Source organism: Dolichospermum sp. FACHB-1091 (assembly GCF_014697585.1).
GTDB lineage: Bacteria > Cyanobacteriota > Cyanobacteriia > Cyanobacteriales > Nostocaceae > Dolichospermum.
Map to the genome: position 1 here is coordinate 1 of NZ_JACJSB010000045.1, position 26,101 is coordinate 26,101.

26 protein-coding genes and 1 tRNA gene are annotated in these 26,101 nt (G+C 39.8%); 20 read left to right on the forward strand and 7 right to left on the reverse strand.

Annotated features, from left to right (window positions below; translation table 11 throughout):
• Positions 1–223 precede the first annotated feature (223 nt).
• Positions 224–655 carry an NUDIX hydrolase gene (locus H6G25_RS19845; RefSeq protein WP_190393970.1) on the reverse strand — a complete coding sequence of 144 codons (432 nt, stop codon included), beginning with the start codon at positions 653–655 and terminating at the stop codon, positions 224–226.
• A 188-nt stretch (positions 656–843) separates the two neighbouring features.
• Here H6G25_RS19845 and malQ point away from each other — a divergent pair, with 188 nt between their 5' ends.
• A complete protein-coding gene (malQ, locus tag H6G25_RS19850) occupies positions 844–2,352 on the forward strand; it encodes a 4-alpha-glucanotransferase (RefSeq protein ID WP_190393971.1) in 1,509 nt (502 codons plus the stop codon).
• Positions 2,353–2,790: 438 nt separating this feature from the next.
• Here malQ and H6G25_RS19855 read toward each other — a convergent pair whose 3' ends face one another.
• Both H6G25_RS19855 and H6G25_RS19860 read right to left on the reverse strand, forming a co-directional pair.
• On the reverse strand, positions 2,791–3,564 hold the full coding sequence (locus tag H6G25_RS19855; protein ID WP_190393972.1) for a RodZ domain-containing protein: 774 nt from the start codon (positions 3,562–3,564) through the stop codon (positions 2,791–2,793).
• Positions 3,565–3,580: 16 nt separating this feature from the next.
• The gene (locus tag H6G25_RS19860) at positions 3,581–4,354 is read right to left on the reverse strand and encodes a pseudouridine synthase (RefSeq protein ID WP_190393973.1); all 774 of its coding nucleotides are present in this window, start codon (positions 4,352–4,354) and stop codon (positions 3,581–3,583) included.
• A gap of 143 nt (positions 4,355–4,497) precedes the next feature.
• Here H6G25_RS19860 and H6G25_RS19865 point away from each other — a divergent pair, with 143 nt between their 5' ends.
• Positions 4,498–5,211, forward strand: coding sequence for a DUF2993 domain-containing protein (locus H6G25_RS19865; protein ID WP_190393974.1), 714 nt, complete (start codon positions 4,498–4,500; stop codon positions 5,209–5,211).
• Between the two features lie 96 nt (positions 5,212–5,307).
• Here the strand turns inward: H6G25_RS19865 and H6G25_RS19870 are convergent, their stop codons facing one another.
• On the reverse strand, positions 5,308–6,198 hold the full coding sequence (locus H6G25_RS19870; protein ID WP_190393975.1) for a phosphatidate cytidylyltransferase: 891 nt from the start codon (positions 6,196–6,198) through the stop codon (positions 5,308–5,310).
• A gap of 80 nt (positions 6,199–6,278) precedes the next feature.
• Positions 6,279–6,881, reverse strand: a complete 603-nt coding sequence (gene cbiT, locus H6G25_RS19875) for a precorrin-6Y C5,15-methyltransferase subunit CbiT (protein WP_190393976.1) — start codon at positions 6,879–6,881, stop codon at positions 6,279–6,281.
• 102 nt (positions 6,882–6,983) lie between these two features.
• On the opposite strand from cbiT, the gene H6G25_RS19880 reads away from it, so the two are divergent.
• From H6G25_RS19880 to H6G25_RS19915, 8 genes are all read left to right on the forward strand, one after another.
• Positions 6,984–7,232, forward strand: coding sequence for a hypothetical protein (locus H6G25_RS19880; protein WP_190393977.1), 249 nt, complete (start codon positions 6,984–6,986; stop codon positions 7,230–7,232).
• Positions 7,233–7,312: 80 nt separating this feature from the next.
• Entirely contained in the window at positions 7,313–7,807 is a 495-nt protein-coding gene (gene sixA, locus H6G25_RS19885) for a phosphohistidine phosphatase SixA (RefSeq protein WP_190393978.1), read from the forward strand.
• 113 nt (positions 7,808–7,920) lie between these two features.
• Positions 7,921–9,057, forward strand: a complete 1,137-nt coding sequence (locus H6G25_RS19890; protein WP_190393979.1) for a citrate synthase — start codon at positions 7,921–7,923, stop codon at positions 9,055–9,057.
• 451 nt (positions 9,058–9,508) lie between these two features.
• A complete protein-coding gene (gene nuoH, locus H6G25_RS19895) occupies positions 9,509–10,627 on the forward strand; it encodes an NADH-quinone oxidoreductase subunit NuoH (RefSeq protein ID WP_190393980.1) in 1,119 nt (372 codons plus the stop codon).
• A gap of 77 nt (positions 10,628–10,704) precedes the next feature.
• Positions 10,705–11,289: an NAD(P)H-quinone oxidoreductase subunit I gene (gene ndhI, locus H6G25_RS19900; protein WP_190393981.1), complete on the forward strand. Its 585-nt coding sequence runs from the start codon at positions 10,705–10,707 to the stop codon at positions 11,287–11,289.
• A gap of 100 nt (positions 11,290–11,389) precedes the next feature.
• Positions 11,390–12,001: an NADH-quinone oxidoreductase subunit J gene (locus tag H6G25_RS19905; RefSeq protein WP_190393982.1), complete on the forward strand. Its 612-nt coding sequence runs from the start codon at positions 11,390–11,392 to the stop codon at positions 11,999–12,001.
• Positions 12,002–12,027: 26 nt separating this feature from the next.
• Positions 12,028–12,333 carry an NADH-quinone oxidoreductase subunit NuoK gene (gene nuoK, locus H6G25_RS19910; RefSeq protein ID WP_015080280.1) on the forward strand — a complete coding sequence of 102 codons (306 nt, stop codon included), beginning with the start codon at positions 12,028–12,030 and terminating at the stop codon, positions 12,331–12,333.
• Between the two features lie 6 nt (positions 12,334–12,339).
• Positions 12,340–13,260, forward strand: a complete 921-nt coding sequence (locus tag H6G25_RS19915; RefSeq protein WP_190393983.1) for an NAD(+) kinase — start codon at positions 12,340–12,342, stop codon at positions 13,258–13,260.
• 254 nt (positions 13,261–13,514) lie between these two features.
• Here the strand turns inward: H6G25_RS19915 and H6G25_RS19920 are convergent, their stop codons facing one another.
• Positions 13,515–14,621 carry a methyltransferase domain-containing protein gene (locus H6G25_RS19920; protein WP_190393984.1) on the reverse strand — a complete coding sequence of 369 codons (1,107 nt, stop codon included), beginning with the start codon at positions 14,619–14,621 and terminating at the stop codon, positions 13,515–13,517.
• Between the two features lie 327 nt (positions 14,622–14,948).
• Here H6G25_RS19920 and gshA point away from each other — a divergent pair, with 327 nt between their 5' ends.
• The 8 genes from gshA to purD all read left to right on the forward strand — a co-directional run bounded on the left by gshA (position 14,949) and on the right by purD (position 22,764).
• Positions 14,949–16,088, forward strand: coding sequence for a glutamate--cysteine ligase (gene gshA / locus H6G25_RS19925; RefSeq protein WP_190393985.1), 1,140 nt, complete (start codon positions 14,949–14,951; stop codon positions 16,086–16,088).
• A gap of 150 nt (positions 16,089–16,238) precedes the next feature.
• Positions 16,239–16,700, forward strand: a complete 462-nt coding sequence (locus tag H6G25_RS19930) for a tRNA (cytidine(34)-2'-O)-methyltransferase (RefSeq protein ID WP_190393986.1) — start codon at positions 16,239–16,241, stop codon at positions 16,698–16,700.
• A gap of 769 nt (positions 16,701–17,469) precedes the next feature.
• Positions 17,470–19,836 carry a peptidoglycan DD-metalloendopeptidase family protein gene (locus tag H6G25_RS19935; RefSeq protein WP_190393987.1) on the forward strand — a complete coding sequence of 789 codons (2,367 nt, stop codon included), beginning with the start codon at positions 17,470–17,472 and terminating at the stop codon, positions 19,834–19,836.
• A 163-nt stretch (positions 19,837–19,999) separates the two neighbouring features.
• A tRNA-Met gene (locus H6G25_RS19940) sits at positions 20,000–20,073 on the forward strand.
• Positions 20,074–20,206: 133 nt separating this feature from the next.
• Positions 20,207–20,683 carry a DUF3596 domain-containing protein gene (locus H6G25_RS19945; RefSeq protein ID WP_190393988.1) on the forward strand — a complete coding sequence of 159 codons (477 nt, stop codon included), beginning with the start codon at positions 20,207–20,209 and terminating at the stop codon, positions 20,681–20,683.
• 16 nt (positions 20,684–20,699) lie between these two features.
• Complete coding sequence (locus tag H6G25_RS21590) at positions 20,700–20,834, forward strand: hypothetical protein (RefSeq protein ID WP_277881761.1); 135 nt, start codon at positions 20,700–20,702, stop codon at positions 20,832–20,834.
• A 580-nt stretch (positions 20,835–21,414) separates the two neighbouring features.
• Entirely contained in the window at positions 21,415–21,486 is a 72-nt protein-coding gene (locus H6G25_RS19950; protein ID WP_242035041.1) for a helix-turn-helix domain-containing protein, read from the forward strand.
• On the forward strand, positions 21,487–22,764 hold the full coding sequence (purD, locus tag H6G25_RS19955) for a phosphoribosylamine--glycine ligase (protein WP_190393989.1): 1,278 nt from the start codon (positions 21,487–21,489) through the stop codon (positions 22,762–22,764).
• 99 nt (positions 22,765–22,863) lie between these two features.
• Here purD and H6G25_RS19960 read toward each other — a convergent pair whose 3' ends face one another.
• Positions 22,864–23,850 carry a GntR family transcriptional regulator gene (locus H6G25_RS19960; protein ID WP_190393990.1) on the reverse strand — a complete coding sequence of 329 codons (987 nt, stop codon included), beginning with the start codon at positions 23,848–23,850 and terminating at the stop codon, positions 22,864–22,866.
• A 204-nt stretch (positions 23,851–24,054) separates the two neighbouring features.
• On the opposite strand from H6G25_RS19960, the gene H6G25_RS19965 reads away from it, so the two are divergent.
• Together H6G25_RS19965 and H6G25_RS19970 are read left to right on the forward strand one after the other, a co-directional pair.
• A complete protein-coding gene (locus H6G25_RS19965; RefSeq protein ID WP_190393991.1) occupies positions 24,055–24,807 on the forward strand; it encodes a dienelactone hydrolase family protein in 753 nt (250 codons plus the stop codon).
• A gap of 53 nt (positions 24,808–24,860) precedes the next feature.
• A complete protein-coding gene (locus H6G25_RS19970) occupies positions 24,861–25,763 on the forward strand; it encodes a S1 RNA-binding domain-containing protein (RefSeq protein WP_190393992.1) in 903 nt (300 codons plus the stop codon).
• The last annotated feature ends 338 nt before the right edge of the window (positions 25,764–26,101 follow it).

The following is a 26,101-nucleotide window of genomic DNA, read 5'->3' on the forward strand; positions in this document are numbered from 1 at the left end:
ACTGAAACTCCGATTTTTTTAGCAAATTCATGAGGTTTAAACATAAAGTCACTCATAGGTGTGTCTATGAGTGTACAGGTTTGTCTATTAAATTGTCAACTTAGGACAAGCTCTAAAAGTTCTTCAGCGTCCATAATGCACCATTGAATACTATGGTAAAAGTATAAAGCAATGCCTGACGCTAAAATACAAATCTCATAGCGAAACCTATTCCTATTTTCATCTATCCCAACCTTGGACGTATCCCATAATTTCTATATTGCCAATAATCCCGCAAAATCCGGTCATGATCAAAACACAAATTACCAGGAACACACCAAGGCTCGAAAATACCCACACCCTTAGCATCATCACCCGCTAAAGGTTGACCTGTAGCTGTTGCTAAAAACACAATACTAATTGTATGCTGACGGTGATCCCGACTGGGATCAGAATAAACTAATAATTGTTGAATTAACTCTACTTTTAACTCTATTTCTTCCTCTGCTTCCCTAATTGCGGCTTTTTCCACAGTTTCACCATAATCCACAAAACCACCAGGTAGCGCCCACCCTAAAGGTTCATTATGTCTTTCAATGAGAATAATAGGGCGATGAGGTCTATCAATTAACTCAATAATAATATCAACTGTAGGCGCAGGATTTCTATAAGTCATTGTTCATTTGTTAATATGTAGGTTTGTAGATCCTCGACTTGTTCAATGGGGATCTGAGTGAGTATAATGATTATTGTGATCAATCTTCTTATTTCTTTACAAATCACAACAGTCAAGACTAACCATGCCATGATAAATTCGATGCGTAACTGATAAACGATTACCCTTTCCTATATTTCAGGTTAAATATGCCTTTTCCTAGATCCAGTGGTATTTTACTACATCCCAGTTCTTTCCCCAGTCGTTTTGGTATTGGGGATTTAGGACTGGAAGCCTATGATTTTATTGATTTTCTTAAAAATAGTCACCAGCAATATTGGCAAGTTTTACCTCTAGGTCCGACTGGTTACGGTAATTCTCCCTATATGTGCTATTCTGCAATGGCGGGAAATTACTTTTTAATTAGTCCCGATAAGTTGCTAGAGGAAGGTTTGTTAATTGAATCAGATTTAGCTGATTTACCAGATTTTCCGGCAGATTATGTAGATTTTCAGGAAGTTATTCCGGTTAAGGTTAATTTACTCATTAAAGCTTGTGAAGAATTTAAAAGTAAGGCAACTTTAACTCAAAAACAAGCTTTTACCAAGTTTTGTACTGATAAAGGCTATTGGTTAAATAATTACGCTCTGTTTATGGCTCTTAAAGATGCCCAAAATGGTGCAGGCTGGCATAATTGGGAGCCGGAATTGGCAAAGCGTGAACCAGCGGCTTTAGCTGCAATGGAACAAGAGTTAGCAGCAGAAATTTTTTATTATAAGTTTGTCCAATATGAGTTTTTCCGTCAATGGTCAGAACTGAAAAACTATGCTAATGAAAATGGTGTAGAAATTATTGGTGATATCCCCATTTACGTAGCCCATGATAGCGCTGATGTCTGGGCTAATCCTGAGATATTTGCTTTAGACGAGGAAACAGGAGCAGCGGCTTTAATGGCGGGAGTTCCACCGGACTATTTTAGCGCCACTGGTCAATTATGGGGAAATCCGGTTTACAATTGGGAAGAATTAGAAAAACAAGACTTTAAATGGTGGGTACTGCGTTTTGAGGCCATGTTGGATTATGTGGATATCATTCGCATTGATCATTTCCGGGGTTTTGAGGCTTATTGGGCTGTACCCCAAGGTGAAACAACTGCTATGAATGGTGAATGGATTAAAGCGCCCGGTGTGGCTTTATTTGAAACTATTAGAAAGCAGTTAGGTAAGTTACCTGTTCTCGCGGAGGATTTGGGGATTATTACCCCAGAAGTGGAAGCACTACGAGATCAATTTGAGTTTCCAGGAATGAAGGTATTACAGTTTGCTTTTGGTTCTGATCCCGGAAATCCCTTTTTACCCTTTAACTACAATCGTAATGCTGTAGTTTATACTGGCACTCATGACAATGATACAACTGTGGGCTGGTTTAATGTTGCAAATGATTACGAAAAGCAAAATTTATTGTTGTATTTAGGTTGTATTAGTCCTGACGGCATAAACTGGGATTTAATTAGATTAGCTTTGAGTTCTATCGCTAATCAGGCGATTATACCTTTACAGGATGTATTAGGTTTGGGAACTGATGCAAGAATGAATTTTCCAAGTACAGCGGAGGGAAATTGGCAATGGCGTTATCAAGCGGGTGTATTAACCCAAGAATTAAGCGATCGCTTAAAAGGCATCACTATCCGTTGCGGACGTGACCATAGACAATCCTAGATTGCACAATTTCCGACTCGGGCTTTAGGCTTTAGGACGAGGAGGTATTAAGAAAAGTAGTTGAGGACTCTATCTTTGATAGAAACTCAGTTTTAGTGGCTTGTAGTTAACTCAAGTTGCTAGTTATCTCATTGAAGCTGGTAATAGGTAATTGGTAATAGGTAATTGGTAATAAAAGCTCTGGTTTCATCCTTTAATCCTAGACATCCTGATTCTGACAATTTACCTAACCAAGCTAGAAATATGTGACTATATTTCTAGTAACTATGCCAAGATGATTTCCTTAGGACTTACGCAAGTGTCATACCAAAAATCTGTTGTAGGGTGCGTCAGACAGCATACATCCTGCAAATAAACAGATTATTGATATCTGACGTGGTTGGTGAGCTTACTGAACCACACCCTACAAATGTGCCAGTTACGTAAGTCCTGTTCCTGTTAGTTTGGTTGAGCCGCGATCTGAATCTCCTCTGTTTTTCCAATTTCTCCCATTTCCTTGGCTTCCTGTCGATTTACACTCATTAACACACCACCGGCATTATCAGTTTTCACCGTCAATTGCTGATTAGCTTTCCACGTGCGACTATAACCCCGGGGTAAAACTCCTTCAAAAGCGGTTTTACCATCTGTAACCACACTAATCCAAGAAGAAGCTTTTAAGGTGACACCAACTTGTACAGACTGATCCTGTTTGCTAATAGACGATTTATTGGCGGATGTTTTTTGTTCTGCTGATTGCGGTTCTTTGCCTGGTTGAATTTGGCGGTTGTTTGCCTGCAATGTGGGATTATTTAATAACTGGGATAGACTATTAACAGAAGAGAAAATCAAGATAATGTAAAGCAGGTAAAGGTGAATAGGGCGTAATTGAAGAATACTTTGACCCTTCCAACTGGAGCGAACACCCACTGATTGATGACCAATAGGGAAATGACTGGCAAATTCCCCTCCCTGAAGTCCCAAAGCCGCTGCAAACTGTCTAATTAAACCTTGAATATAAATTGGTTCTGGTAAGTCGTTTAAATTACCTTCTTCAATTGCTCGCAAAAGTCGTCGAGGAATTCTGGTTAATAGGACTAACTCATCAAGAGTTAAATCCTTTTCCTGACGTAGGGAAGCCAGTTGAGAGCCAAGCTGTGTCAATTTTTCACTTTGATGTTGCTTGATAGAAGGTTTCATTGGCTGTTCATCCTTCTTTCTGAACCATTTCATCTTTTTTCTTTACTCCTTAACTCAGCTTTGTCTTAATAGGTGTGCGACTGACCTGCTTGCTTAAAAAAATGATCTCATCTTGAGTTAAATGACGATATTCACCAACCGGCAAAAATGGTGTTACTGCCGTTTTTAATTGAATTGAACCAATGGCTGTACGATGTAGCTTGATGACTGGATATCCTAACTGTTCAGCCACACGGCGAATTTGCCTATTTCTTCCCTCCTGTAAAACAATTTCTAAACAGCTTTGATCAATGTAACTTTTAATTAAACTCACCTGAGCAGGTCTGGTGATTTTTCCTTCCAGAATCACACCCTGACTCCACCTTTGAAGAACTGCTGCGGGGGGATGTCCTTGGACAATAACGCGATAGCTCTTAGAAATACTATGACTAGGATGGGTGAGTCTATAAGTTAATTCCCCATCATTCGTCAAGATTAACGCTCCTGTGGAGTCTACATCTAAACGACCAACAGGGTGAATACCCAATCCTTCTCTTAATTCTGAGGGTAGCAGATCCAGTACCGTTGGTCTTCCTTGGGGATCATGGCAAGTAGATACAAATCCTGCTGGCTTATGCAGCAATAAGTACATCAAGGATGAACGCTGTTTTGTCACCACCAGTATACCATCAACGGATATCTTGTCCTGCTGGGGATCGACTTTTTGGCCTAAATATGCCAATATGCCATTAACACGCACCCTTGATTGTCTAATCATTTCTTCAACTTGACGACGGGAAGCAATACCCTGTTGAGCTAAAATTTTTTGTAATCGTTCCTCCATTTTTTAATTGTCATTTTTTTTATTGAATACTCTTATACTACTAATGTTTCTACTTTGTTGTTAACAAACTTTTGTGTTAAAGTTAAGCATTATTTAAAATACTCAAAGACTGAGCATATTAATATTGATAGACCCATTGAACAATGATAGAAACAAGTACCTCAAATACACATAACAACAAAGTGAGGATCATCACAAAAGTGTTGACTTCGGCGATTAAGTTATGGCTAAGAACCCAATTAACTCAAGTATCTCATCTAGATGTGCAGATTAAAGCGAACGATCGGCAACTTCTTTCCGGTTGTATTCCTGGGGTATCTATTTCTGCTACTCATGCAGTCTATAAAGGGCTTCATATCACAGAAATCGAACTTTATGCCGAAAAAATACAAGTTAATGTCTCATCAATATTGAGAGGACAGCCGCTGCAATTATTAGAAATAGTACCTGTTGTTGGTAAACTAAGGGTTGAGGAACGGGATCTTAATCACTCGCTTTCATCTCCATTGTTATTGACTGCTGTAAATGATCTACTGATTATACTATTACCACAATCTGGACTAAATTCCAAGTCTATTACTTGGCGAAAAATTACCCTTGACAATCAGTTATTGATCCTGCATGGTATAATTATCTCTGATAGGCAAGAAACATTCTTTAATATTCATTTATACTTAAAACTACTCAACGGGCAAGAACTGCAATTGACACAAGTTGAGATCAAAAGCAACGAAGAAGTTATTCTAGAAGGATATACTCCTGATATTATAAATCTGGGGACAGATGTTGATATTAAAGAAATCTCTCTGATACCAGGACAACTGATTTGTTATGGACGCATTAACATGAACCCATAAGCATCTGTCTGAATCAGGATATCCAAGATTTAAGGATTTGCAAGATTTCATAATTTATTTCCTGCTGATATGTAACAATAAACCACAAATTACGAATTATAGAGTTGTTTGTAACAGTGGTAAAAGCAGAGTCACAAAATAATAAACTAAAGGAGCGGTAAAAATATAACTATCAGTCCGATCTAAAATACCACCATGGCCGGGGATTAATTGTCCAGAATCTTTCACACCAGCATCACGTTTAAGTAAAGATTCCGTTAAATCACCTAATAAACTAGCAATACCAATAATCAAACCCAATGTCAAACCAGTCATTAACCAGTAGGAAAAATGGAGAAAATAAGCACCTGTCACAGCGACAGCCAAACTAGCAGCAATACCAAAAACTGCACCTTCTACGGTTTTTCTGGGACTAATATCCGATAAACGAGTTTTACCGAAGAATTTACCAATAATATAAGCGCCAATATCAGCAGCCCAAATACAGGAAAATGCGAGGATAGTGGTTGTTAAACCTGTGGGTAAAGCGCTAAAATTGCCTCGTCCAATATCCTCCCAATGGGATGGCCAATAACCACCTAAAGGCAGATTGCTGGTAAGATCATGATTAATTCCCCGTAAGCGTACCCAGTAACTTGGTAAATACCCTACATAAAATAAACCCATAATAGAAGCGGAAATATCGGCAATTGTGGCTAGTTTAGGTTGAAAAAGTAGATAAAAACAAATCAGTGTTCCTGCTATGGGCATAATTGCATCAGCTAAACTAGCATTAAGAGTACAAATTGCCAATAAAACTTGACTGACAAACATAGTAGTTTTTACCGCTGGTGTAATGCCGCGAGAACGCACTAAGTTAAAATATTCTTGTTGACCTAAAAATACAACAATAGCGATCGCTATGGTGAAATACCACCCTCCTAACAGGGTTGAAGATAGCGCCATGACAATCGCAATAATTCCACTAACAATTCGAGACCAGGGCATAATAGTATTTTGGATTTTGGATTTTAGATTTTGGATTGAATCCAAAACCGAAAACCGCAGAAGTTTTAATTCATTCAAATTTAGTCTAATTTCTCACCACTGAGAATAAAAATGGGATCTCCAGCTACAAAAGTTTGAGAATAACCCCGTGTTTCCAAACGGTTCACCCCTGACTGGACAACTTCGATATTTCTGACTCTCAATTGGGAAAAACTTTGAGAAATAGCATACAGATTTTCTAGATTAGCAGCCGTCGCCACTACTCGTCCAGATGTGGGTAAATATTGCCATGCAGCTTGGACAATTTCATTTATGGCTTTTCCCCCTTCAATACAAATGCGATCAGGTTGTAACTTGATTTGCTTTAAACATTCTGGGGCGCTACCTTCAATGACTTCGACGTTTTTCACTTCAAAGCGATCGCAATTGCGTTTAATCAGGTTAGCTACATCCTCATCACGTTCAATGGCAATTACCCGTCCTTGGGGACACAATAAACCCACCTCTATAGGAATTGTACCCGTTCCCGCACCAATATCCCACAATATCGAATTTGCTTGTAGTCGCAGTTGAGAAATCAACAGCAATCTTAATTCTCGCTGACTGAGGGGAATACCTGGTAAATGCTCAAATAATTCATCGGGAATCCCTGGAGTAATATAAGGCCAAAGTGGGGAAGGCATAAGCAATTAAAAATTAAAATTAACAATTAAATCAAAATCGGGAATGAGGAAGATAATTTTGGTATTTATGCTCACGAGTGACACAAGGAGACTTTAATGATCATGAATAGGGAAATATTAGCCAATCGCTACGAGATTCAACAACAGTTGGGCAAAAAAGCTGGTAGAAGCACTTTCCTCGCTACTGACTTAGTAACTGGAAAATCGGTAATTGTCAAGTTACTTGCTTTTGGTGGTGATTTTGAAGCGGAATATGGGTTAGTAGACTCATGCAAAGTAATTTATAAAACATTTGATCAATTAGCTAGGGATACAAGAAATAGACTTTCATGGTATCCAAAGATTTTATGAAATTACTAATTTTACGCTTTTATTTGCGTTTTTGCGTATCTACGCGAAACAAAAAAAATATAAAAACCCCAACTAAAAACATGGAACTATACTTAATCCGTCATGGTATCGCCGAAGAACATCAACTAGGACTAAAAGACGAAAAACGACAACTCACCCCAGAAGGAAGAGAAAAAACCGATAAAATAGCCCATAAATTAGTCAAACTCGGTTTTAATTTTGATTTAATTCTCACTAGTCCCCTAGTTCGCGCTTATCAAACAGCAGAAATACTCATTGCTGCTGGACTAAGTTCCCAATTAGAAGCATCAGATCATCTTAGCTTTGATGGTAATATTCAAAATTGGTGGGAAGAATGGCTTAAACCCAGAAAATATCCCCAGAAAACTAAACTAGCATTAGTAGGCCATGAGCCTAGTTTAAGCCATTGGGCAGAAATTCTCCTTTGGGGAGAAGCAAAAGAGAGCCTCATCCTCAAAAAAGCAGGTATGATAGGAATAAAACTACCAGATGATGGTTCTCCCTTGGGTCGTAGTCAAATGTTCTGGTTGACACAGCCCAAGTACCTGCTGTAAGAGTTATTCGATATAAACGCATCGAATAGTTGTAATATCGGCAACTCTTGTAGTGAAAATAGTCTCTGGTAAGTTAACGTGAGCAGATATTTTACAAAGTAAATGGTGTTGCCATGACGGTATGCGAATACAAGCCTGGTTTAGAAGGTATTCCCGCAGCCCAATCGAGTATAAGTCATGTAGATGGGCAGAAAGGAATTCTAGAATATCGTGGTATTAGGATTGAGGAATTAGCGGAAAAAAGTACATTCCTAGAAACTGCATATCTTTTAATCTGGGGTGAGTTACCAACGAAAGAAGAACTAAAAGCATTTGAACATGAAGTTCTTTTCCACAGACGCATCAAGTACCGTATTCGAGACATGATGAAATGCTTTCCTGAAAGCGGTCATCCTATGGATGCTCTTCAAGCTTCGGCTGCTGCTTTAGGTTTATTCTATTCTCGTCGTGACTTACATAATCCGGTCTATATTCGTAACTCCGCTGTCCGGTTAATAGCGACTATTCCCACAATGGTAGCGGCGTTCCAGTTAATGCGGGAAGGTAACGACCCCGTTAAACCCAGAGATGACTTAGACTATGCGGCTAACTTCCTGTATATGCTAAATGAGAAAGAACCCGATCCTTTAGCAGCCAAGATATTTGATGTTTGCCTAATTCTCCATGTTGAGCATACAATGAATGCTTCTACATTTAGTGCTAGAGTCACAGCTTCTACCCTGACAGATCCCTATGCTGTAGTCGCTAGTGCAGTGGGTACTTTAGGCGGACCATTGCATGGGGGAGCGAATGAAGAAGTAATTCAGATGCTAGAAAACATTGGTTCTGTAAAAAATGTTGTCCCTTATGTGGATGATCTTCTTCAGCGCAAAGCCAAAATTATGGGTTTTGGACATCGTGTATACAAAGTCAAAGATCCCCGCGCTACAATCTTACAAAGCTTGGCAGAGAAGTTGTTTGAGAAATTCGGGTATGACGAATATTATGAAATTGCCGTAGAAATGGAAAGGGTAGTTTCCGAAAGATTGGGTAACAGAGGGATTTATCCTAATGTTGACTTTTATTCCGGTTTAGTGTATAGGAAAATGGGGATTCCTACAGACCTATTTACACCAGTATTTGCGATCGCTCGTGTAGCTGGTTGGTTAGCACACTGGAAAGAACAACTGGTAGAAAACCGGATTTTCCGTCCTACCCAAGTTTACAATGGTCTTCATGAAGTCGCTTACACTCCGATTGACCAACGTTAACTGACAAACAACTCAACTCTAGATTTTGGATTTTGAATTTATGCCCTTCAGTGGACAGATTGATAAATGTCACATCTTCTATTGGGGCTGATCATCCAAAATTACAAATCCGGCTGACAACAGTAGGCTGTTGCAGAAAATCAGACAATTTAGATACACTAGATCACCGTTACCAGAGGAAAAACGGCCTATTTAGTTTTGTCTAACTGCTTTCCCTAGTCACCAATCATCAATTCCTAATCTTAACCATAGAGAAAAGTTGTCTGTTCTGTCTGATGGTAAAAACCATCCCAGGATATACTAAACTCATGAGTTGGTAAAGGTATTGAACCTCAATCAGGCATCATCTCAGCAGGGATAATTACTAAAGCTGAAGGACAAAAGATGAAAATGGCAATAACTGATTCCATTTAATAGTTCATCAGCAAGTTGATTTACAAGAGCAGCAAACATGAATCCAGGAATTGACCTTCAAGGAACTTTTATTCAATCTGTTAAGGACTTAGGCGTACCCCCAGGAGCGGCCAAAGCCCTATGGATGCCATTACCAATGGTATTGATGCTTATTGGGGCTACAGTAGGCGTACTAGTTGCCACCTGGCTAGAACGAAAAATTTCTGCGGCAGCACAGCAGCGCATAGGACCAGAATATCAAGGACCTTTTGGATTGCTAGTTCCTGTAGCAGATGGTCTGAAGTTGGTATTTAAAGAAGATATCATCCCCGCTAAGGCAGATCCTTGGCTATTTACCCTTGGACCTATTCTTGTCGTTTTACCAGTATTTCTGTCGTATTTAATTGTACCCTTTGGACAGAATATCATCATTACTAATGTGGGCATGGGGGTATTTTTGTGGATTGCATTATCCAGTATTCAACCCATTGGTTTATTAATGGCAGGTTATGCCAGTAATAATAAATATGCCCTATTGGGAGGTTTACGGGCAGCAGCGCAGTCCATTAGTTATGAAATTCCCCTAGCACTGAGTGTACTAGCGATCGCCATGATGTCCAACAGTCTCAGTACCGTTGACATCGTGAATCAACAATCTAATTTTGGGGTTTTTGGCTGGAATATTTGGCGACAACCATTAGGTTTCATCATTTTTTGGATAGCTGCCCTAGCAGAATGCGAACGCTTACCCTTTGACTTACCAGAAGCAGAAGAAGAACTAGTAGCAGGGTATCAAACGGAATATTCAGGGATGAAATTCGCGCTTTTTTACCTGAGTTCCTACATTAATCTCGTACTTTCTGCCTTACTAGTAGCAATTTTGTACCTTGGTGGTTGGCATTGTCCTATACCCCTTGACATGATTACCGGTTGGTTAGGAGTCAGTGAAAGCGATCCTATCATCCAAGTAGTTACAGCGGTGATAGGCATTGCCATGACCGTAATTAAAGCTTATCTACTAGTATTTCTGGCCATTCTTATTCGTTGGACAGTACCACGGGTAAGGATTGACCAATTGCTAGATTTAGGATGGAAATTCCTTTTACCAGTAGGCTTAGTAAATCTGCTCTTAACAGCAGCCTTCAAACTAGCCTTTCCCTTCGCATTCGGTGGGTAAGGCATTTTAGATTTTAGATTTTGGATTGAATCTGAAATCTAAAATCCAAAATCCAAAATTGTAAAGAGAGACACAAAATGCTCAATTTTCTCAAACAAGTTGGTGATTACGCCAAAGAAGCGGTACAAGCAGGTCGTTACATTGGTCAAGGATTATCCGTCACATTTGACCACATGAGACGGCGACCTGTCACCGTACAATATCCTTACGAAAAATTGATTCCTGGTGAAAGATTTCGCGGTCGCATTCACTATGAATTTGACAAGTGTATTGCTTGTGAAGTCTGTGTGCGTGTATGTCCTATCAACCTCCCTGTAGTTGATTGGGAAATGGACAAAGTAGCCAAAAAGAAAAAGCTCAAACACTACAGTATTGATTTCGGAGTTTGTATCTTCTGCGGTAACTGTGTGGAATACTGTCCTACCAACTGTTTATCCATGACAGAAGAATATGAATTAGCCACTTACGATCGTCATGAACTGAATTACGATAGCGTAGCCTTGGGACGTTTACCGTATAAAGTTACAAACGATCCAATGGTGAAACCATTACGAGAACTTGCTTACCTACCTAAAGGTGTCATGGACCCCCACGGAGTACCAGAGGAAGCTCCCCGTGCTGGTTCTCGTCCAGAAGACCTAGTAGAAAGTGGTAATGGGTAATAGGTAATGGGTAATGGGTAATCAAAATTTTTTCAATTACCAATTACCAATCACCAATTACTACTCAATATTTATTAAACATCAATAAGGGTAGAAAACAGTGAATCTAGCAGAGGGAGTACAGTCAGTAGCACTTGGCATTCTTGGTGTAATGATGATTGGAGCAGCACTAGGTGTAGTGCTATTCTCTAACATCGTTTATTCCGCATTTTTGCTGGGAGGTGTATTCATCAGCATCGCGGGAATGTACCTATTGCTAAATGGTGACTTTGTTGCATCAGCACAAATATTAATTTATGTTGGTGCAATTAACGTTTTAATTCTGTTTGCCATTATGTTGGTAAACAAAAGACAGGATTTTTCACCATTACCTAGTGCGGGATTACGAAAAGTATTTACAGCTATAGTCAGTTTTGGACTATTTGCTCTTTTAAGCACAATGGTAGTAGCCACACCTTGGGCTAACTCAAGCAACGGGAAAGTCAGTCAAAATTCCATCGTGGTCATAGGTGAGCATTTCTTTAGCGACTTTTTGCTACCTTTTGAATTAGCTTCTGTCCTCTTGCTCATAGCCATGGTAGGAGCGATTATTTTGGCACGACGAGAATATCTACCTGACCAATTACCAACCTCAGACCTACCACAAACAATTTTAACCCTCCCAGAGCGCCCGAAAGAACTCATCTCCACTGGTAGCAGTTCTAATAATTGACAATTGACAACTGACAACCGACAATCATGCAACTTCAATACTTTTTATTACTAGCAGCGGCTTTGTTCTGCATTGGGATTTATGGTTTAATTACCAGCCGCAACGCAGTTCGGGTACTCATGTCAATTGAGTTATTGCTAAATGCCGTTAATCTGAATTTAATGGCATTTTCCAACTTCCTTGATTCAACCTTAATTAAAGGCCAGGTGTTCACAGTTTTTGTGATTACCGTGGCTGCTGCTGAAGCGGCGGTAGGGTTGGCGATTGTTTTAACAATTTATCGTAACCGTGATACCGTTGACATGGAGCAGTTTAATCTCCTGAAGTGGTAATAGCCCGTGCAACTCAAGCAGGTAATCATTGCTTATAAAGCACGAGATCCCCAGAGTAAACGCTGGGCTGAACTCTGTGCTAAACAACTAGAAAATCGTCATTGCCAAGTATTGATGGGACCTAGCGGACCAAAAGATAACCCCTATCCGGTTTTTTTGGCCTCCGCTACTCAACCAATTGATCTAGCCTTGGTACTTGGTGGTGATGGTACTGTTTTAACCAGTGCTAGGCATTTAGCCCCCGCTGGTATTCCCATTCTCGGAGTCAATGTAGGCGGACATTTGGGGTTTTTAACGGAGTCAGTAGATGAATTTGAAGATCCAGAAGTAGTTTGGGAACGTCTGTTAGAAGATCGTTATGCTATCCAACGACGCATGATGTTACAAGCAGCGGTATATGAGGGGACAGGATCAAATTTAGAACCAGTTACCGAGAGTTACTTAGCTCTAAATGAGTTTTGTGTCAAACCCGCGTCTGCTGACAGAATGATTACCTCAATTCTGGAAATGGAAATTGATGGTGAGATAGTTGATCAATATGTGGGAGATGGTTTAATTATCTCCACTCCCACAGGTTCTACCGGTTACACTGTTTCTGCCAGTGGACCAATTATCCATGATGGTATGGAAACAATTACCATCACTCCCATTTGTCCTATGAGTCTTTCCAGTCGTCCTCTTGTCTTACCTCCCGGTTCTGTGGTCAGTATTTGGCCTTTGGGAGATTATGATTTAAGTACCAAACTATGGATGGATGGTGTATTATCTACCTCTATTTGGCCGGGACACCGTGTGGATGTCCGCATGGCTGATTGTCGTGCTAAGTTTATTGTCTTACGGGCAAATAATTCCTATTATCAAACATTGCGGGAAAAGTTACTTTGGGCTGGTACAAGGGTTCGCTACAACAATAATCACCGTAATTGATTTTTATGTTTATTTTCTAAACTTTCACCCCGTCACGCTCGTAATTCTCAATCAATTTTCGCCCCCAGTTGCAATTTACTTGGGGGTTTTTTATGTCTACTCTGACTGGCAATTTAAAGTATGAACTATAGCAGGAGTCAGAATTTACCGAATCAGAACTCAGAAGTTAAAAGTAGTTGTCAATGAAGTTTGATTAAGACCTAATAACTCTTTTTTGTAAGTTTTTGTAAGTTTTTGTAATTAGGTGTATTAATTCAATTTAATATGGTCTCGATCTTCAACTCTTTGCTTTTCACCAGATATACTCCAAGAATCACCATTCTAATCACCATAAACATAGACATAGCCAACCACAACATATGGTTATTGTGATAAAACCATGTTGATATAGCTAGAGGGATAAATCCCGCCAAGGTACTGATTAAGAAAGTATTGCGGAGAACAACCCCTTCGGCTAGACCCGTAAAGTATCCCTCCAGAACTAAACAAATTGAGGCACAGCCCAGAACCACTAATAACCAAGGAACATAGGTCCTAATTAGCTCTATGATTTCGCTGTGGTTGGTTAACAAACCAAATATGGTTTGTGGAGAAAGGACACAAAGACCAGCACAGGTAAGTCCTATTGAAAGACTAGTTCCTATTGCTATTTGCAATAAAGGCAAATACTTATGAGTTGTCTGTTCACCTTTAAATGTTCCAGTTAAAGCAGCGGTAGAAAGTCCTACACCATGAAAAATATCTATAGTCAGCAGTAACACCTGTAAAAGTAAGGCATTGCAGGCAAATATCATTGTATCCATTGTTGCGCTCAGACTGGAAAAAATGACGTAGGTGAATGCAATAGTTAAAGACCTCACAAACAGATTTCCATTCAACCGAACAATGGATTTGAAACCTGACGATTCCAAAATCTGCCCCTTTAATGCTGCTACCTCTTTTAAAGGTACAAATTGCATTGTTAAAATACTAGTTACAAAACTAGCATTTTCAAAACATATATTACTACTAATTACATCTTGAAGAAGAAAATTCACATTTGGAGAAGTACATCTAGATCTAGCATTCTCTATCATGGATGGGCTTTCCTCTATCCCAAATAGGTTAATATTTTTTTTTAAAATATGTTGTTGAGATAGCAGTGATAAAGTTGTGCCTGTAGAAGAACCTATGTCGTATATAACACTATTATCTTTGATAAAATACTCGCTAATTTCAACTACCATTCTTTGAATCTCTTCATAAAAAGGCACGCTCTTTACAACATGACTGTCAAAACTTTCACTAACTTGCTGATCAAATCTCCAGTTACCATGACTAGCTAGAATTAAATCGTCAACAGACTCAACTGAATTACTCATATTTTCACAGTTTTATTTTGCTATCTTTACATTGCTACTTAAAGTATTTCTCTTTAGAGAGAGAATCACATCTACTACGACAAGTCAATACTTTAAGAGCAGTAAACCAAAAAGTTTTTTCTTAAGGGTGATGGCTTTACCTTAACGGGTGACAAGGTGGCTAAACAGCTTGTTTCATAAGGGGTAGAGCCTGAAAGCCACGTTGAAAGAAGAGGCGTATGCGGCTTAAGCTTTACTAATTTCTGTGCTAATATGTACACAAGAAATGCAAAAAATCGTCTAATTAGATACAATTTATGAACATTAGAAAAAGTTTTGGAGAATAATATGGTCTTATTAAAAGGCTTTGAGATTGAGATGTACACTGGTACACCTCAAGGTGACATTGTGGGACTATCGGACAAAATTTTTACAAATTTAGATGGATTTATGCGTGAACCGGATAGCCGGAATGTGGAGTACATAACTCAACCATCTATGAGTTATGATAATTTGTTGTGTGCCTTATTAGCTCCTAGAAGAAAGTTACGGAATTATCTACAAGGTTTAGATAATTATACTTTGATACCGGGTAGCACATTATCTTTGCAAGGAAGCCAACGCTTTTTCCGTTCTGACCCCACGAATCCCTATCATGATTACATTGAACAAACCTATGGCACAAAGGTAGTTACAGCCAGCGTCCATATCAATGTTGGTATCAGTGACCCAGAGGTATTAATGCGTGCCTGTCGGGTAATCAGAATGGAAGCACCTCTATTCCTAGCTATGAGTGCTTCATCTCCTTTCCTGGATGGTAAAACTACTGGTTATCATTCTACTCGCTGGGCAATATTCCCCCAAACCCCGGATCACGTACCCTTATTTACTAGTCATGCCCATCATGTTCAATGGGTTAATGAACAAATAGGCGCAAGTAAGATGCAAAACGTAAGGCATTTATGGATATCAGTGCGTCCAAATGGCGATCGCCGTCCTTATGATCTAAATCGTTTAGAATTGCGAATTTGTGATTTAGTTACAGATCCTATTGCTTTATTAGCGATGACTGCTCTGCTAGAAGCGCGGTTAATCCAAATTATTGAGGATCATACCATTGATCCTTTAACTCAAAGCCCTTTTTCTCCAGAAGAACTAATCACCTTAACTATGAAAAACGAAATGGCTGCTGCCATTGACAGTCTTGATGCTAGATTGCAGCGGTGGCAAGATGGTAATAGTATTCTGGCTAGAGATTGGATAGGAGAACTCTATGAAGAAGTTTGGAGTATTGCCAAACTACAGGGCTTTAGTTGTTTTCTGTCCCCCTTGCAAAATATCCTGCAAACAGGTAATGAAGCTCAACAATGGTTACAACTGCATAAAATAGGCATTGATATTCAGCGTGTAATTGCTCAAGCGATTCTTGCTACTCAGGAACGGGAAACCGAACTAGAAAGCAAACTATGTTTATCTGTCAGGGAATAGGGGGACATGGGGACATGGGGAGTGATTTAAAAAACTAATCAATGGGAAATACTTCTCACATATAAAAAAAAACTATATATCGCCCCTTTATTTTGGTAGATTTTGAGATCACAAGAATTTCATGAATACACAACTGAGATTAAAAAGAAAATGCCCCAAATAGTTTTAGTAAACCCGCAAATTCCTCCTAATACGGGCAATATTGCCCGTACCTGTGCGGCTACAGGCACGGAATTACATTTGGTAGGTCCCTTGGGATTTGAAATTAGCGATCGCCATCTCAAAAGAGCAGGATTAGATTATTGGCCTTATGTTAAACTCCATTATCACGAATCCATAGAAGCATTTCAAAATGTACACAGACAGCGCCAGGGCAGATGTTTAGGTTTTAGTGTTCGTGGTGATTTTAACTACATTGATTTTGAGTTTAAAGCGAACGACTGGCTATTATTTGGCAGTGAAACAGCGGGTTTACCAGATCCTATTCTCTCCACTTGTGACTCCACTTTGTATATTCCCATGTATGAACCTGGTGTGAGGAGCTTGAACTTATCCGTCAGCGTGGCCATAGGTTTATTTGAATGTCGTCGTCAGTTAGGCTATTTACAATAATTTTTAAGAATAAAATTTTTGATTAATTGTAATGGAGATATATTAGATGAGAGCAATTACGGCGAAACTTATTCATGTAATGTATTACCAAATACATAAAATAGGAGCTTGTGATGATGAAGACTGATAAATCTCTCCAGGATGACATAAGAAATTTATATAGATATTTTGAGAGTAAACTGAGTGGCAAAGATAAGTTTTTGTAACTTTACCGTCCTGACTCAAGAAAGACAAAATTAGCAAAAACCTTGACTGTTAATGATTTAGCAAAATATGTATCCAAAAATACAATGTAAATATGCAAAAATTGCTGATATTGTATACGGTTGTTTTTTAAGCAAGAATAAACGTAAAGTCTCCTATTGAGCTATTGATAGGACGGATTGACTCAAAAAATCTGGAAAATGGTTACAGCAGGATGATCGCTTTTGCAGAAATCGTAGAAGCCCATGAGCAAACATTGCCAATAGACCAGTCCTTGTTATGATATTTCTTTAGTTCTGTGCTTTTGCACCTGTTAGGAGTGAAAATAACTGTAAAAAGTTAAGATTGCGGGGTCGTGAGAAGTGACTTAGACAAGCCAGCACCAAAAATTTTAATATTTACTAAGGTGTATGAACTTGTCAAATCACCAGCAGCAAGTTAATCTTGCGTAAGTATCTCTGGTGAATGGGATCTTGATCTGTGGTTTGATGTAAAGAAATCATGAATAAATATCCAACTAAAAAATCAAGGTCAGTTAAACGCTAGTGATTATAGGAGGTCGTCTTTGAAACGAGCATTAAAAAAAAGAGACAAGGCTGTGTTGAATAATACCCCCAGCCACGATGATGCCCCGGCAGGGCAGACAAATCATGATCAAAATCCTCAAATGACCCTCCGGGCGCGGACTCATCAGGTCGCCATGATTGGCCTGGCAATATCAGTGGGAGCGACCAGCCTTTTGGTGACTCGACAAAGCGATCAAGTCCAAGCAGCGGCTCCCGTTGGCAGTCAAAAAGCAGCTTCAACAAATTCAAATTCTGCTGTTTCTGAGACTGAGATGAAATTTACCGCCACTAAGCTGGAGTCGCAAATCGTCTCACCAGGGGCGAAGGTAGTAAATGTCATATTAGAACCAACAGTAGTTTCACAAGCACCTGGGCTTGAAGCTGAATGGCAAATTGCAACCACTAGTAAATCTATCCTTCGTGAACCCTCTCAAAAAGAAGAAACTATATCCAAATCCAATGTAGTTTCTTCGACTAACGCGCCTGAAAAAAATTCTGCCCACTCACAAAGCCAATTGACAGAGAGATTGAGCAACCGCTCAATTCAGTCTACATTACCAGTAGATAACCAAAGAACCGAAAGACCACAATATTTGTCTAAAGAGGATACACCGCAACATTTATCAGCGGAGGAATTAGCCAGGGGTAATGTAGATGCAAAACTAAAAGCGCAGCAGGAGTTTGCTATCAGTCGCTTGCAGGAAAAATCAACCCGTTTAAGAAATACTTTGGCACAGTTACGGTCTGAGCGACTTCAGGATTTATCAAAACCTGGTATAAATAGATCACAGCCAACTACTACATCCAATAAATCTGTACCAGAATATTCCGGTGGTTTAATGGGGTCTAGCCCGGACGAACTTGTTCCTGGATTGAAACAGAACAAGGAAACCACTGGGACGATACAGCAAATACCAGTGTTTGCATCAGCCTCAACAAAAGTTATCGCACAATTACCCTCCTCAACATATCAAGTCAAGCCCGGAGATACATTAGCAGAGATAGCTAACAATTATGGTATTTCAGTTTCAGAGCTAATTAGAGCGAATAATCTTAGCGATCCTAATCAATTGCAAGTTAGTCAAAAGCTGATTATTCCTGCGGTGAAGATGGCGGACAATGCTAACAGGGTAGATAATCCTTTAAATACTCCCAGTTTTAACACTAAATCTTATGTTGCTAACAATACTAGTGTTGCAGTTCCCTCGCCAATAGCAACAGAGCAGCCCAAGGGTTCTGATAGTCCTGCCATGACTAATGGCAGGACTATCCAAGTTCCATTTGCGACAGGAGAGCAAGAACGGAATAATGATTCTGGCATCACTAACCGGATTAATGTTATTGCGCCAATAGCAACTTATAACCAAGAGCAGAATAGTATCCCTATTGCAGTCCCACAAGCATTGCCTAGTCCTGGTGAATCTTTTGGCTTAGGTGGTGACGTTCCATTACCAAGAACCTTGTCACAAAAACCGTTGCGAAAGGTATCTAAGGCTAAAGGTATTGAACGTATCCGCAGCTTACAAGCAGAAATTGAGAGATTGCGTCACAAATACCGCGCTCAACAAGCCGGTGTAGCAGCTACAGCTTCTGAAAACGATAGTCAGTCTGCAACTACTCCTATTGGATCAAGCAGTGATTCCGTAGTGTATCAAGCAAATGCACTACAGATTCCTGTACCTAAGGCGATATTACCCAGCTATAACAATCAACCGGTTCGGCCTCTAGTTACGGCTTCAGGGTCTGCCAATGAGCCAATTAACCCAGAATTTCTGCCCAGTAAGACTGGTGTTGGCTGGAATTCTGCTTCCAATTCATCTGGGATTAAGTTAACAGTTCCTTCTCCTGGAGTAAGTGCTTCTGACTCTTTAGGTAAATTGCGAGGAACTAATGTCTCTCCAGCTTTACCACCTTTGGCAGCAGTGGATATATACCTACCGAAAACAACTGAGGAAAATCCCAATTTCCCATCTAATTCTACTACTACCAGCTACATTTGGCCTGCAAAGGGAGTTCTGACTTCTGGTTACGGCTGGCGCTGGGGAAGAATGCATAGGGGGATTGATATTGCTAACTCAGTCGGTACACCCATTTATGCATCCTCTGCTGGTGTGGTCGAGAAGGCTGGCTGGAATAGCGGTGGTTACGGTAACGTTGTGGATATCCGCCATGATGATGGTAGTTTAACTCGCTATGGACACAACAGCCGGATTTTGGTGCAACCTGGTCAAAGGGTGCAACAAGGTCAGACTATTGCGGCTATGGGTAGCACTGGTTTCAGCACTGGTCCTCATAGTCATTTTGAAGTTCATCCTTCGGGTAAGGGCGCTGTTAACCCTATCGCTTTCTTACCAAATCGTCTGTAATTCCTAATTATCTGGAATTGAGCGGTTTTCTGGTTAATTGAGGGGGTTAAACTCCCTCTTTTTATTTTTTGGGCAAATTTTGGAAATTTTGGAAATTTTCCAAATTGATGGTTGTCAAATGCAAATTTGTGTGTTATGTTAATAGGAGTTGGTTAAACAACGCGGCTCAGTAGCTCAGTTGGTTAGAGTACGGGACTCATAAGCCTGGGGTCGTCAGTTCAAATCTGACCTGAGCCATTAAATAAATCTTACTACACAAGGGTTTCAGCTTCTAGTCATCAATAGTGCTAGAGGGCTGAATATTTGTTTTCAGGCTTTCTTGACTATCAAATGACTATCAATCTAAACCAAGGATAGTCAGGAAATTACAATGAAAGTTGGTATTGAAGTCTTTAGATGTAAACTTAGATTAAGATTTCCTAGAGCTTTGTTTGCTGGTAGTCAGAAATACTTGTCTTTGAATCTAGCTGATACTGCTGAGAATAGATTACTTGCTGAAATGAAAGCCAAGCGGATAGAGCTAGATATTATAGCTGGCTATTTTGATGCTACTTTAGCTAAATACAAACCTCACTATGAATCTACCAAGAAGGAAAAAACATACACTTTATTGGACTTATGGTGTGAATATGTTCAGTTTAAGAGTAATCAAGTGGAACAGTCTACTGTTATCAGAGATTACTCACTAATAGAGAAAAGAATTAAAGCACTACCTACTAGCGACATTAAAGATGCAATCCTCATTAGGAATCATTTACTAAGTAATTATTCTGCTGAAACAACCAAGCGTACCCTTAAACAACTTAATGCTTGCTGTAATTGGGCTACTGCATCTAAGGTTTTATAAATTAGATGATAAAGGATTGGCTACTGATTGTGTAATGGCTTTAGCTTTAGCTGCTTATGCTTGGAAGAGAAGGAGAAGTGCTAATATTTATGGTGATGATTTATGGGGTGAAGAGGAACAGGAAGTAACTGAGTTCTCAATGAACACTTGATTATTTGTGCTGGTAGAAAGGAATCCCCTGATCTTAGTATTAGCTGAATATCAATATCTTGGTATTCTTTATGTGGTGTATTTGACTGCATAATTTTACTTTTTCTAGCTCTTAAGCCTTCTTAAATCCCTCAATGCCATTGAGGTGCGCTACCAACTGCGCTATAACCCCGAAACCCTAGCTTACTAAGCTTTTTAGCTTATTGGTTAGTTTTTTTAGTTGTCTTCTTTGCTATTATATGTCAATCTATGTCAATTCAGTCAAGACAGTTATGTTAAGAAATATTAAGCATTGAATCAGACCTGACCAAAAAAATGGGACACAAGTCCCATCCTTGTAGGACGGCTTTTGTTGATTCGGCGTTGCTGAAACCAGGTATGAATTTAGGTGTAGAGACGAGAATCCCTACATGAGGAACATCTCTACAAGCGTTTTGAAATCATCAAAAATCATTTTCATAGCTCAAATCAGCAACGCCGAATTTTTAAGTCAGTAACGCTGTGTCTTTCTCTTCTCAGGCTAATTGCCATTTGGGGACTCCGTCATATATAATTAATTTACAGCCCAATTATAATAAACAATGAAAGCCAGATATCAATTCCGTTTCTGCCCGACAGACCAACAGCAAAAGCTTTTAGCTCAGAGGAAATAAGTGAAAGTTTTAGTTATTGGTAATGGGGGACGTGAACACGCTCTAGCGTGGAAATTTCTACAGTCTGATCAAATTCAGCAAGTTGTCTGTGTACCAGGTAATGGGGGTACTGCAACTATGCAGGGTTGTCAAAACTTGTCTTTAGCAGTAGATAACTTTGTGGGTATCGGTGAATACGCATTGTCGAATAGTATTGATTTAGTGGTTGTTGGTCCAGAAAGTCCCTTAGCTGAGGGAATAACCGATTATCTGCAAAATCAGGGCTTAATGGTATTTGGTCCAAACAAATCAGGAGCGCGAATAGAAGCAAGTAAGGCTTGGGCTAAAGCCTTAATGCTGGAAGCGGGAATTCCTACTGCCAAAGCAGCGGTATTTACGGAAGCAGCCTCAGCAAAAGCCTACCTTTATAACCAAGGAGCGCCCATCGTGATTAAAGCTGATGGTTTAGCTGCCGGTAAAGGTGTCACAGTTGCCGAAACCATTTCCCAGGCAGAAGAAGCAATTGAGGCAATTTTTCAAGGACAGTTTGGCAGTGCTGGTAATTCCGTGGTAATTGAAGAATGTTTACGAGGACAAGAGATATCAGTTTTAGCCCTAACTGATGGTTTAACAATTCGCCCCTTATTACCTGCTCAAGATCACAAGCGTGTCGGTGAAGGTGATACAGGAGACAATACTGGAGGTATGGGTGCTTATGCTCCCGCGCCCGTTGCCACACCAGAATTAATGGCACGAGTGCAAACAGAAGTATTAGAAAGAACTATTACGGCTTTACAATCCCGGGGAATTGACTACCGAGGTATTTTGTATGCTGGGTTAATGATTACACCTGATGGTGATTTTCGTGTTTTAGAATTTAACTGTCGTTTTGGCGATCCTGAAACACAGGTGATTTTGCCTTTGCTGGCAACACCCTTAGAAGACCTGATGTTGGCGTGTATAGGACGGCACTTGGGAGATATGCCGCCAATTGCTTGGAAAACCGGCGCAGCAGCGACAGTAGTGGCTGCTTCTGGTGGTTATCCCGGAGAATATGTCAAGGGTAAGGTAATTAATGGCTTCGTAGCAGCAGATGCAACTGGAGCAACAGTGTTTCATGCAGGGACAAGGTTAAATGAATTCCAGGAAATTGTTACTGATGGTGGCAGAGTGTTAAACGTGACTGGCTTGGGTGCGGATTTTGGGGAAGCTATCACTCAAGCTTATGCAGGTATTAGAGAAATTGAATTTGATCAGATGTATTATCGCAGAGATATCGGTTATCGGGTTTTACAGTGATTTTTGGGTACATGAATTAGATTTTTTTCTCACGCACAGGCACGGAGGCACAGAGAGAATTGTTGATCCGAGTACGCAAGAATTTCTGTATGTTTAGTCTTAAATTAGTCCCAGTTCGCGTTTCAGTAAATTAATTGACTGTGTACCGATATAGTTTTGACAACGAATGAGTTTAGGTGGACGAATGAGGTCTTCTAGGAATGTTTGTACGGTTGCTTGTGCTGTGGAGTAGCTGACTTGATCGGTACAAAAGATGATTTCTGAGCGTTTGATGATGGCGTGTAGTTTATAATCATCCTTGGGTTGAGCGGTCATCACCAATAATTCATCTCCGCGCAAACCGTGAAGAATCACTTCCGTGGCTCTGAGAATACCAGAACTGAGACTGATTACACCTATACAACTGGATTTGGGTAAGCCTTTAACTACAGTTAGTTCTTTCCCGTAGTCCTGAATATCTAGGGGAATAACACGGACGGATTTGGGAGCGGAGATCGCTTCCACTTCTCCGATAAAATAACGACTGGTGACTAATGTGGCCGACGCTGTTTGGTCTAATACCGTCATTAGTTCTTCCATTGGTACTAGCTGGACTGGAATTTGCAGGGATTCCTCTAATTCATCAACCATTAATTCTCCAGCCCCAATATCTTGATATGGTGCTACCACTAACACTCTAGCACTACAACGCAAACGCCAATCAACCTCTGCTAAAAATAGTTCCCGTGCTAGATTCAGAGAACAGCCTTGGGTGAGTAACTCATCTAGGGCTTGTTGAACTAATTTATGGCTGGTTGGATGTTGTTTGAGAATGGGGGACTGTGATCTATTTCCACCTTCATGACCTTGGGTACGAACATAGATTCCTGAACCTACAAGACTTGCTACAAATCCTTCTACCTCCAATTGACGGTAAACTTTGCTAATGGTGTTGCGGTGTAACCCGGTTTGCATTGCTAAAGCCCTGGTACTAGGTAATTTGTATCCGGGTGAATATTGCCCGGAGGCGATCGCAAATCGGATTTGATTAAATAGTTGGTTAGATGCGGGAATTTCACTGTCTGGTTGAATACGGAACTGAATCATGACCAATTCCTCTGCCTAAAACTTATATTAATTGCCATTAGTTACCTATTAAATATATGATGAATGGGTTAATTTACTCTGATAAATATTACTAAGGAACTATACAGGAGTCAGGAGTTAAGAGTCAAAATCAATTAAAGGGCTATTTAAGTTCTTGCCTGTGGCCTATTATCTCTTGTCTTTTCCCTTACTGCCAACTTAATTATGACAGAGCCAGCAATAAATACTTCAACAATTCAAATTTCCGCAGATAATTTCCAAATAGATGCTTATTTAGCAAAACCAACTTCCCCCGGTTCTTATCCGGGAATTATTGTTTTACAGGAGATTTTTGGTGTTAACGTGCATATTCGGGAGGTAACAGAACGAATTGCTAAACTGGGTTATGTAGCCATCGCCCCAGCACTGTTTCAACGTCAAGCACCTGGATTTGAAACTGGTTATACTCCTGAAGATGTGGAAATAGGCCGAAAATACGCTTGGTTACAAACCACTGATTCAGAGCTTTTAAGCGATATTCAGGTTGCTATTAACTACTTGAAAACTTTACCCCAAGTCAAAAAAGAGGGATTTGGTTGTATTGGCTTTTGTTTTGGTGGTCACGTCGCCTATCTAGCTGCTACCTTACCAGATATTAAGGCTACTGCGTCCTTTTACGGTGCGGGGATTACTAATCGCACTCCTGGAGGTGGAAATCCCACTATTACCCGAACATCAGAGATTAAAGGAACTATCTACGCCTTTTTTGGGACCCAAGATGGAAGTATTCCCTTAGAAGAAGTGGACGAGATTGAAGCAGAACTAGAAAAACACAAAATTCCCCATCGTGTTTTTCGCTACAATGGGGCTGATCACGGATTTTTTTGTGACCATCGTGCCAGTTATAATTCTAAAGCTGCGGCGAATGCTTGGCAACAAGTCCAAGAACTTTTTAGCCAACTGACAATTGACAACTGACAATTGACCAGTGACCACTGACAACTAACAAATAACAATTTATCTTCAAAGTCATGAATTCCGAATCTAAACTTTCTCAAACAGCCAATTCGTCGTTTTCAATGGACGATTTTGCTAAAGCCCTAGAAAAGCACGATTACCAATTTCAAAAAGGGCAAATTGTTCGTGGTAAAGTGTTCCAAATTGACCACGATGGTGCTTATGTTGATATTGGTGGTAAATCATCTGCGTTTCTTCCCCAAGAGGAGGCTTCTTTGAGAGGAGTAACTGATTTGTCGGAGGTATTACCGATGAATGAGGAACTAGAGTTTTTAATTATTCGGGATCAGGATGCTGAAGGTCAAGTCACTATTTCCCGTAAGCAGTTGGAAATGCGTCAAATCTGGGATAAACTGTTAGAAATGCAGGAAAATTCCCAAACCCTCCAAGTGCGGGTAACAGGTATTAATAAAGGCGGTGTTACGGTTGATATTTTGGGTGTGCGGGGTTTTATTCCGCGATCGCACATCTCCGAACGTGATAATCTAGAAGCACTCAAAGGTCAAAATCTGACTGTTGGCTTTTTAGAAATTAATCGTGAAACTAAAAAACTGGTTCTTTCTCAACGTTTAGCAGCTCGTTCTAGTAACTTCAGTTTATTAGAATTAGGTCAATTAGTAGAGGGAAAAATTACCGGAATCAAACCTTTTGGTGTATTTGTAGATTTAAATGGTGCCAGCGCTTTACTGCACATTAAACAAGTCAGCCAAAAATTTATTGAATCTTTAGAAAAAGTCTTTCAAATTGGTCAACCCATTAAAGCTGTAATTATTGATTTAGACCAGGGTAAAGGTCGAATTGCTATTTCTACCAGAGTTTTGGAAAATTTCCCTGGTGAAGTTGTGGAAAATTTTGCAGAAGTCATGAATTCAGCGGAGGCTCGTGCTAATCGTGCAGCTAATAAAACTGCTGAATAGGTCTTTGGTAATGGGTGATTGGTAATTGTAAAATCATGAACCACCCCATCTTACTTCGTTGAAGATGGGGTTTCTACATCCCCACCATAAAAGTACATTGAGGGTGGGGAATTACGCAAAATTGTTAAAATAATCAATATCATCATAGTGAAATTATGATGAATCAAGTAAATGCGACTTACGGGAATAAAAGACTCTAGAGCCAAAAGGACTCAATGGCATTTACTGCTATATAAAACCTAGACAAAACTAGACTTTACTTTCTACTTCAACGGGAGCATGGGAGCAGTTATCCCTCGGTAGACTTTCACGCTTTAGCCAAACGCGATAAATTAATT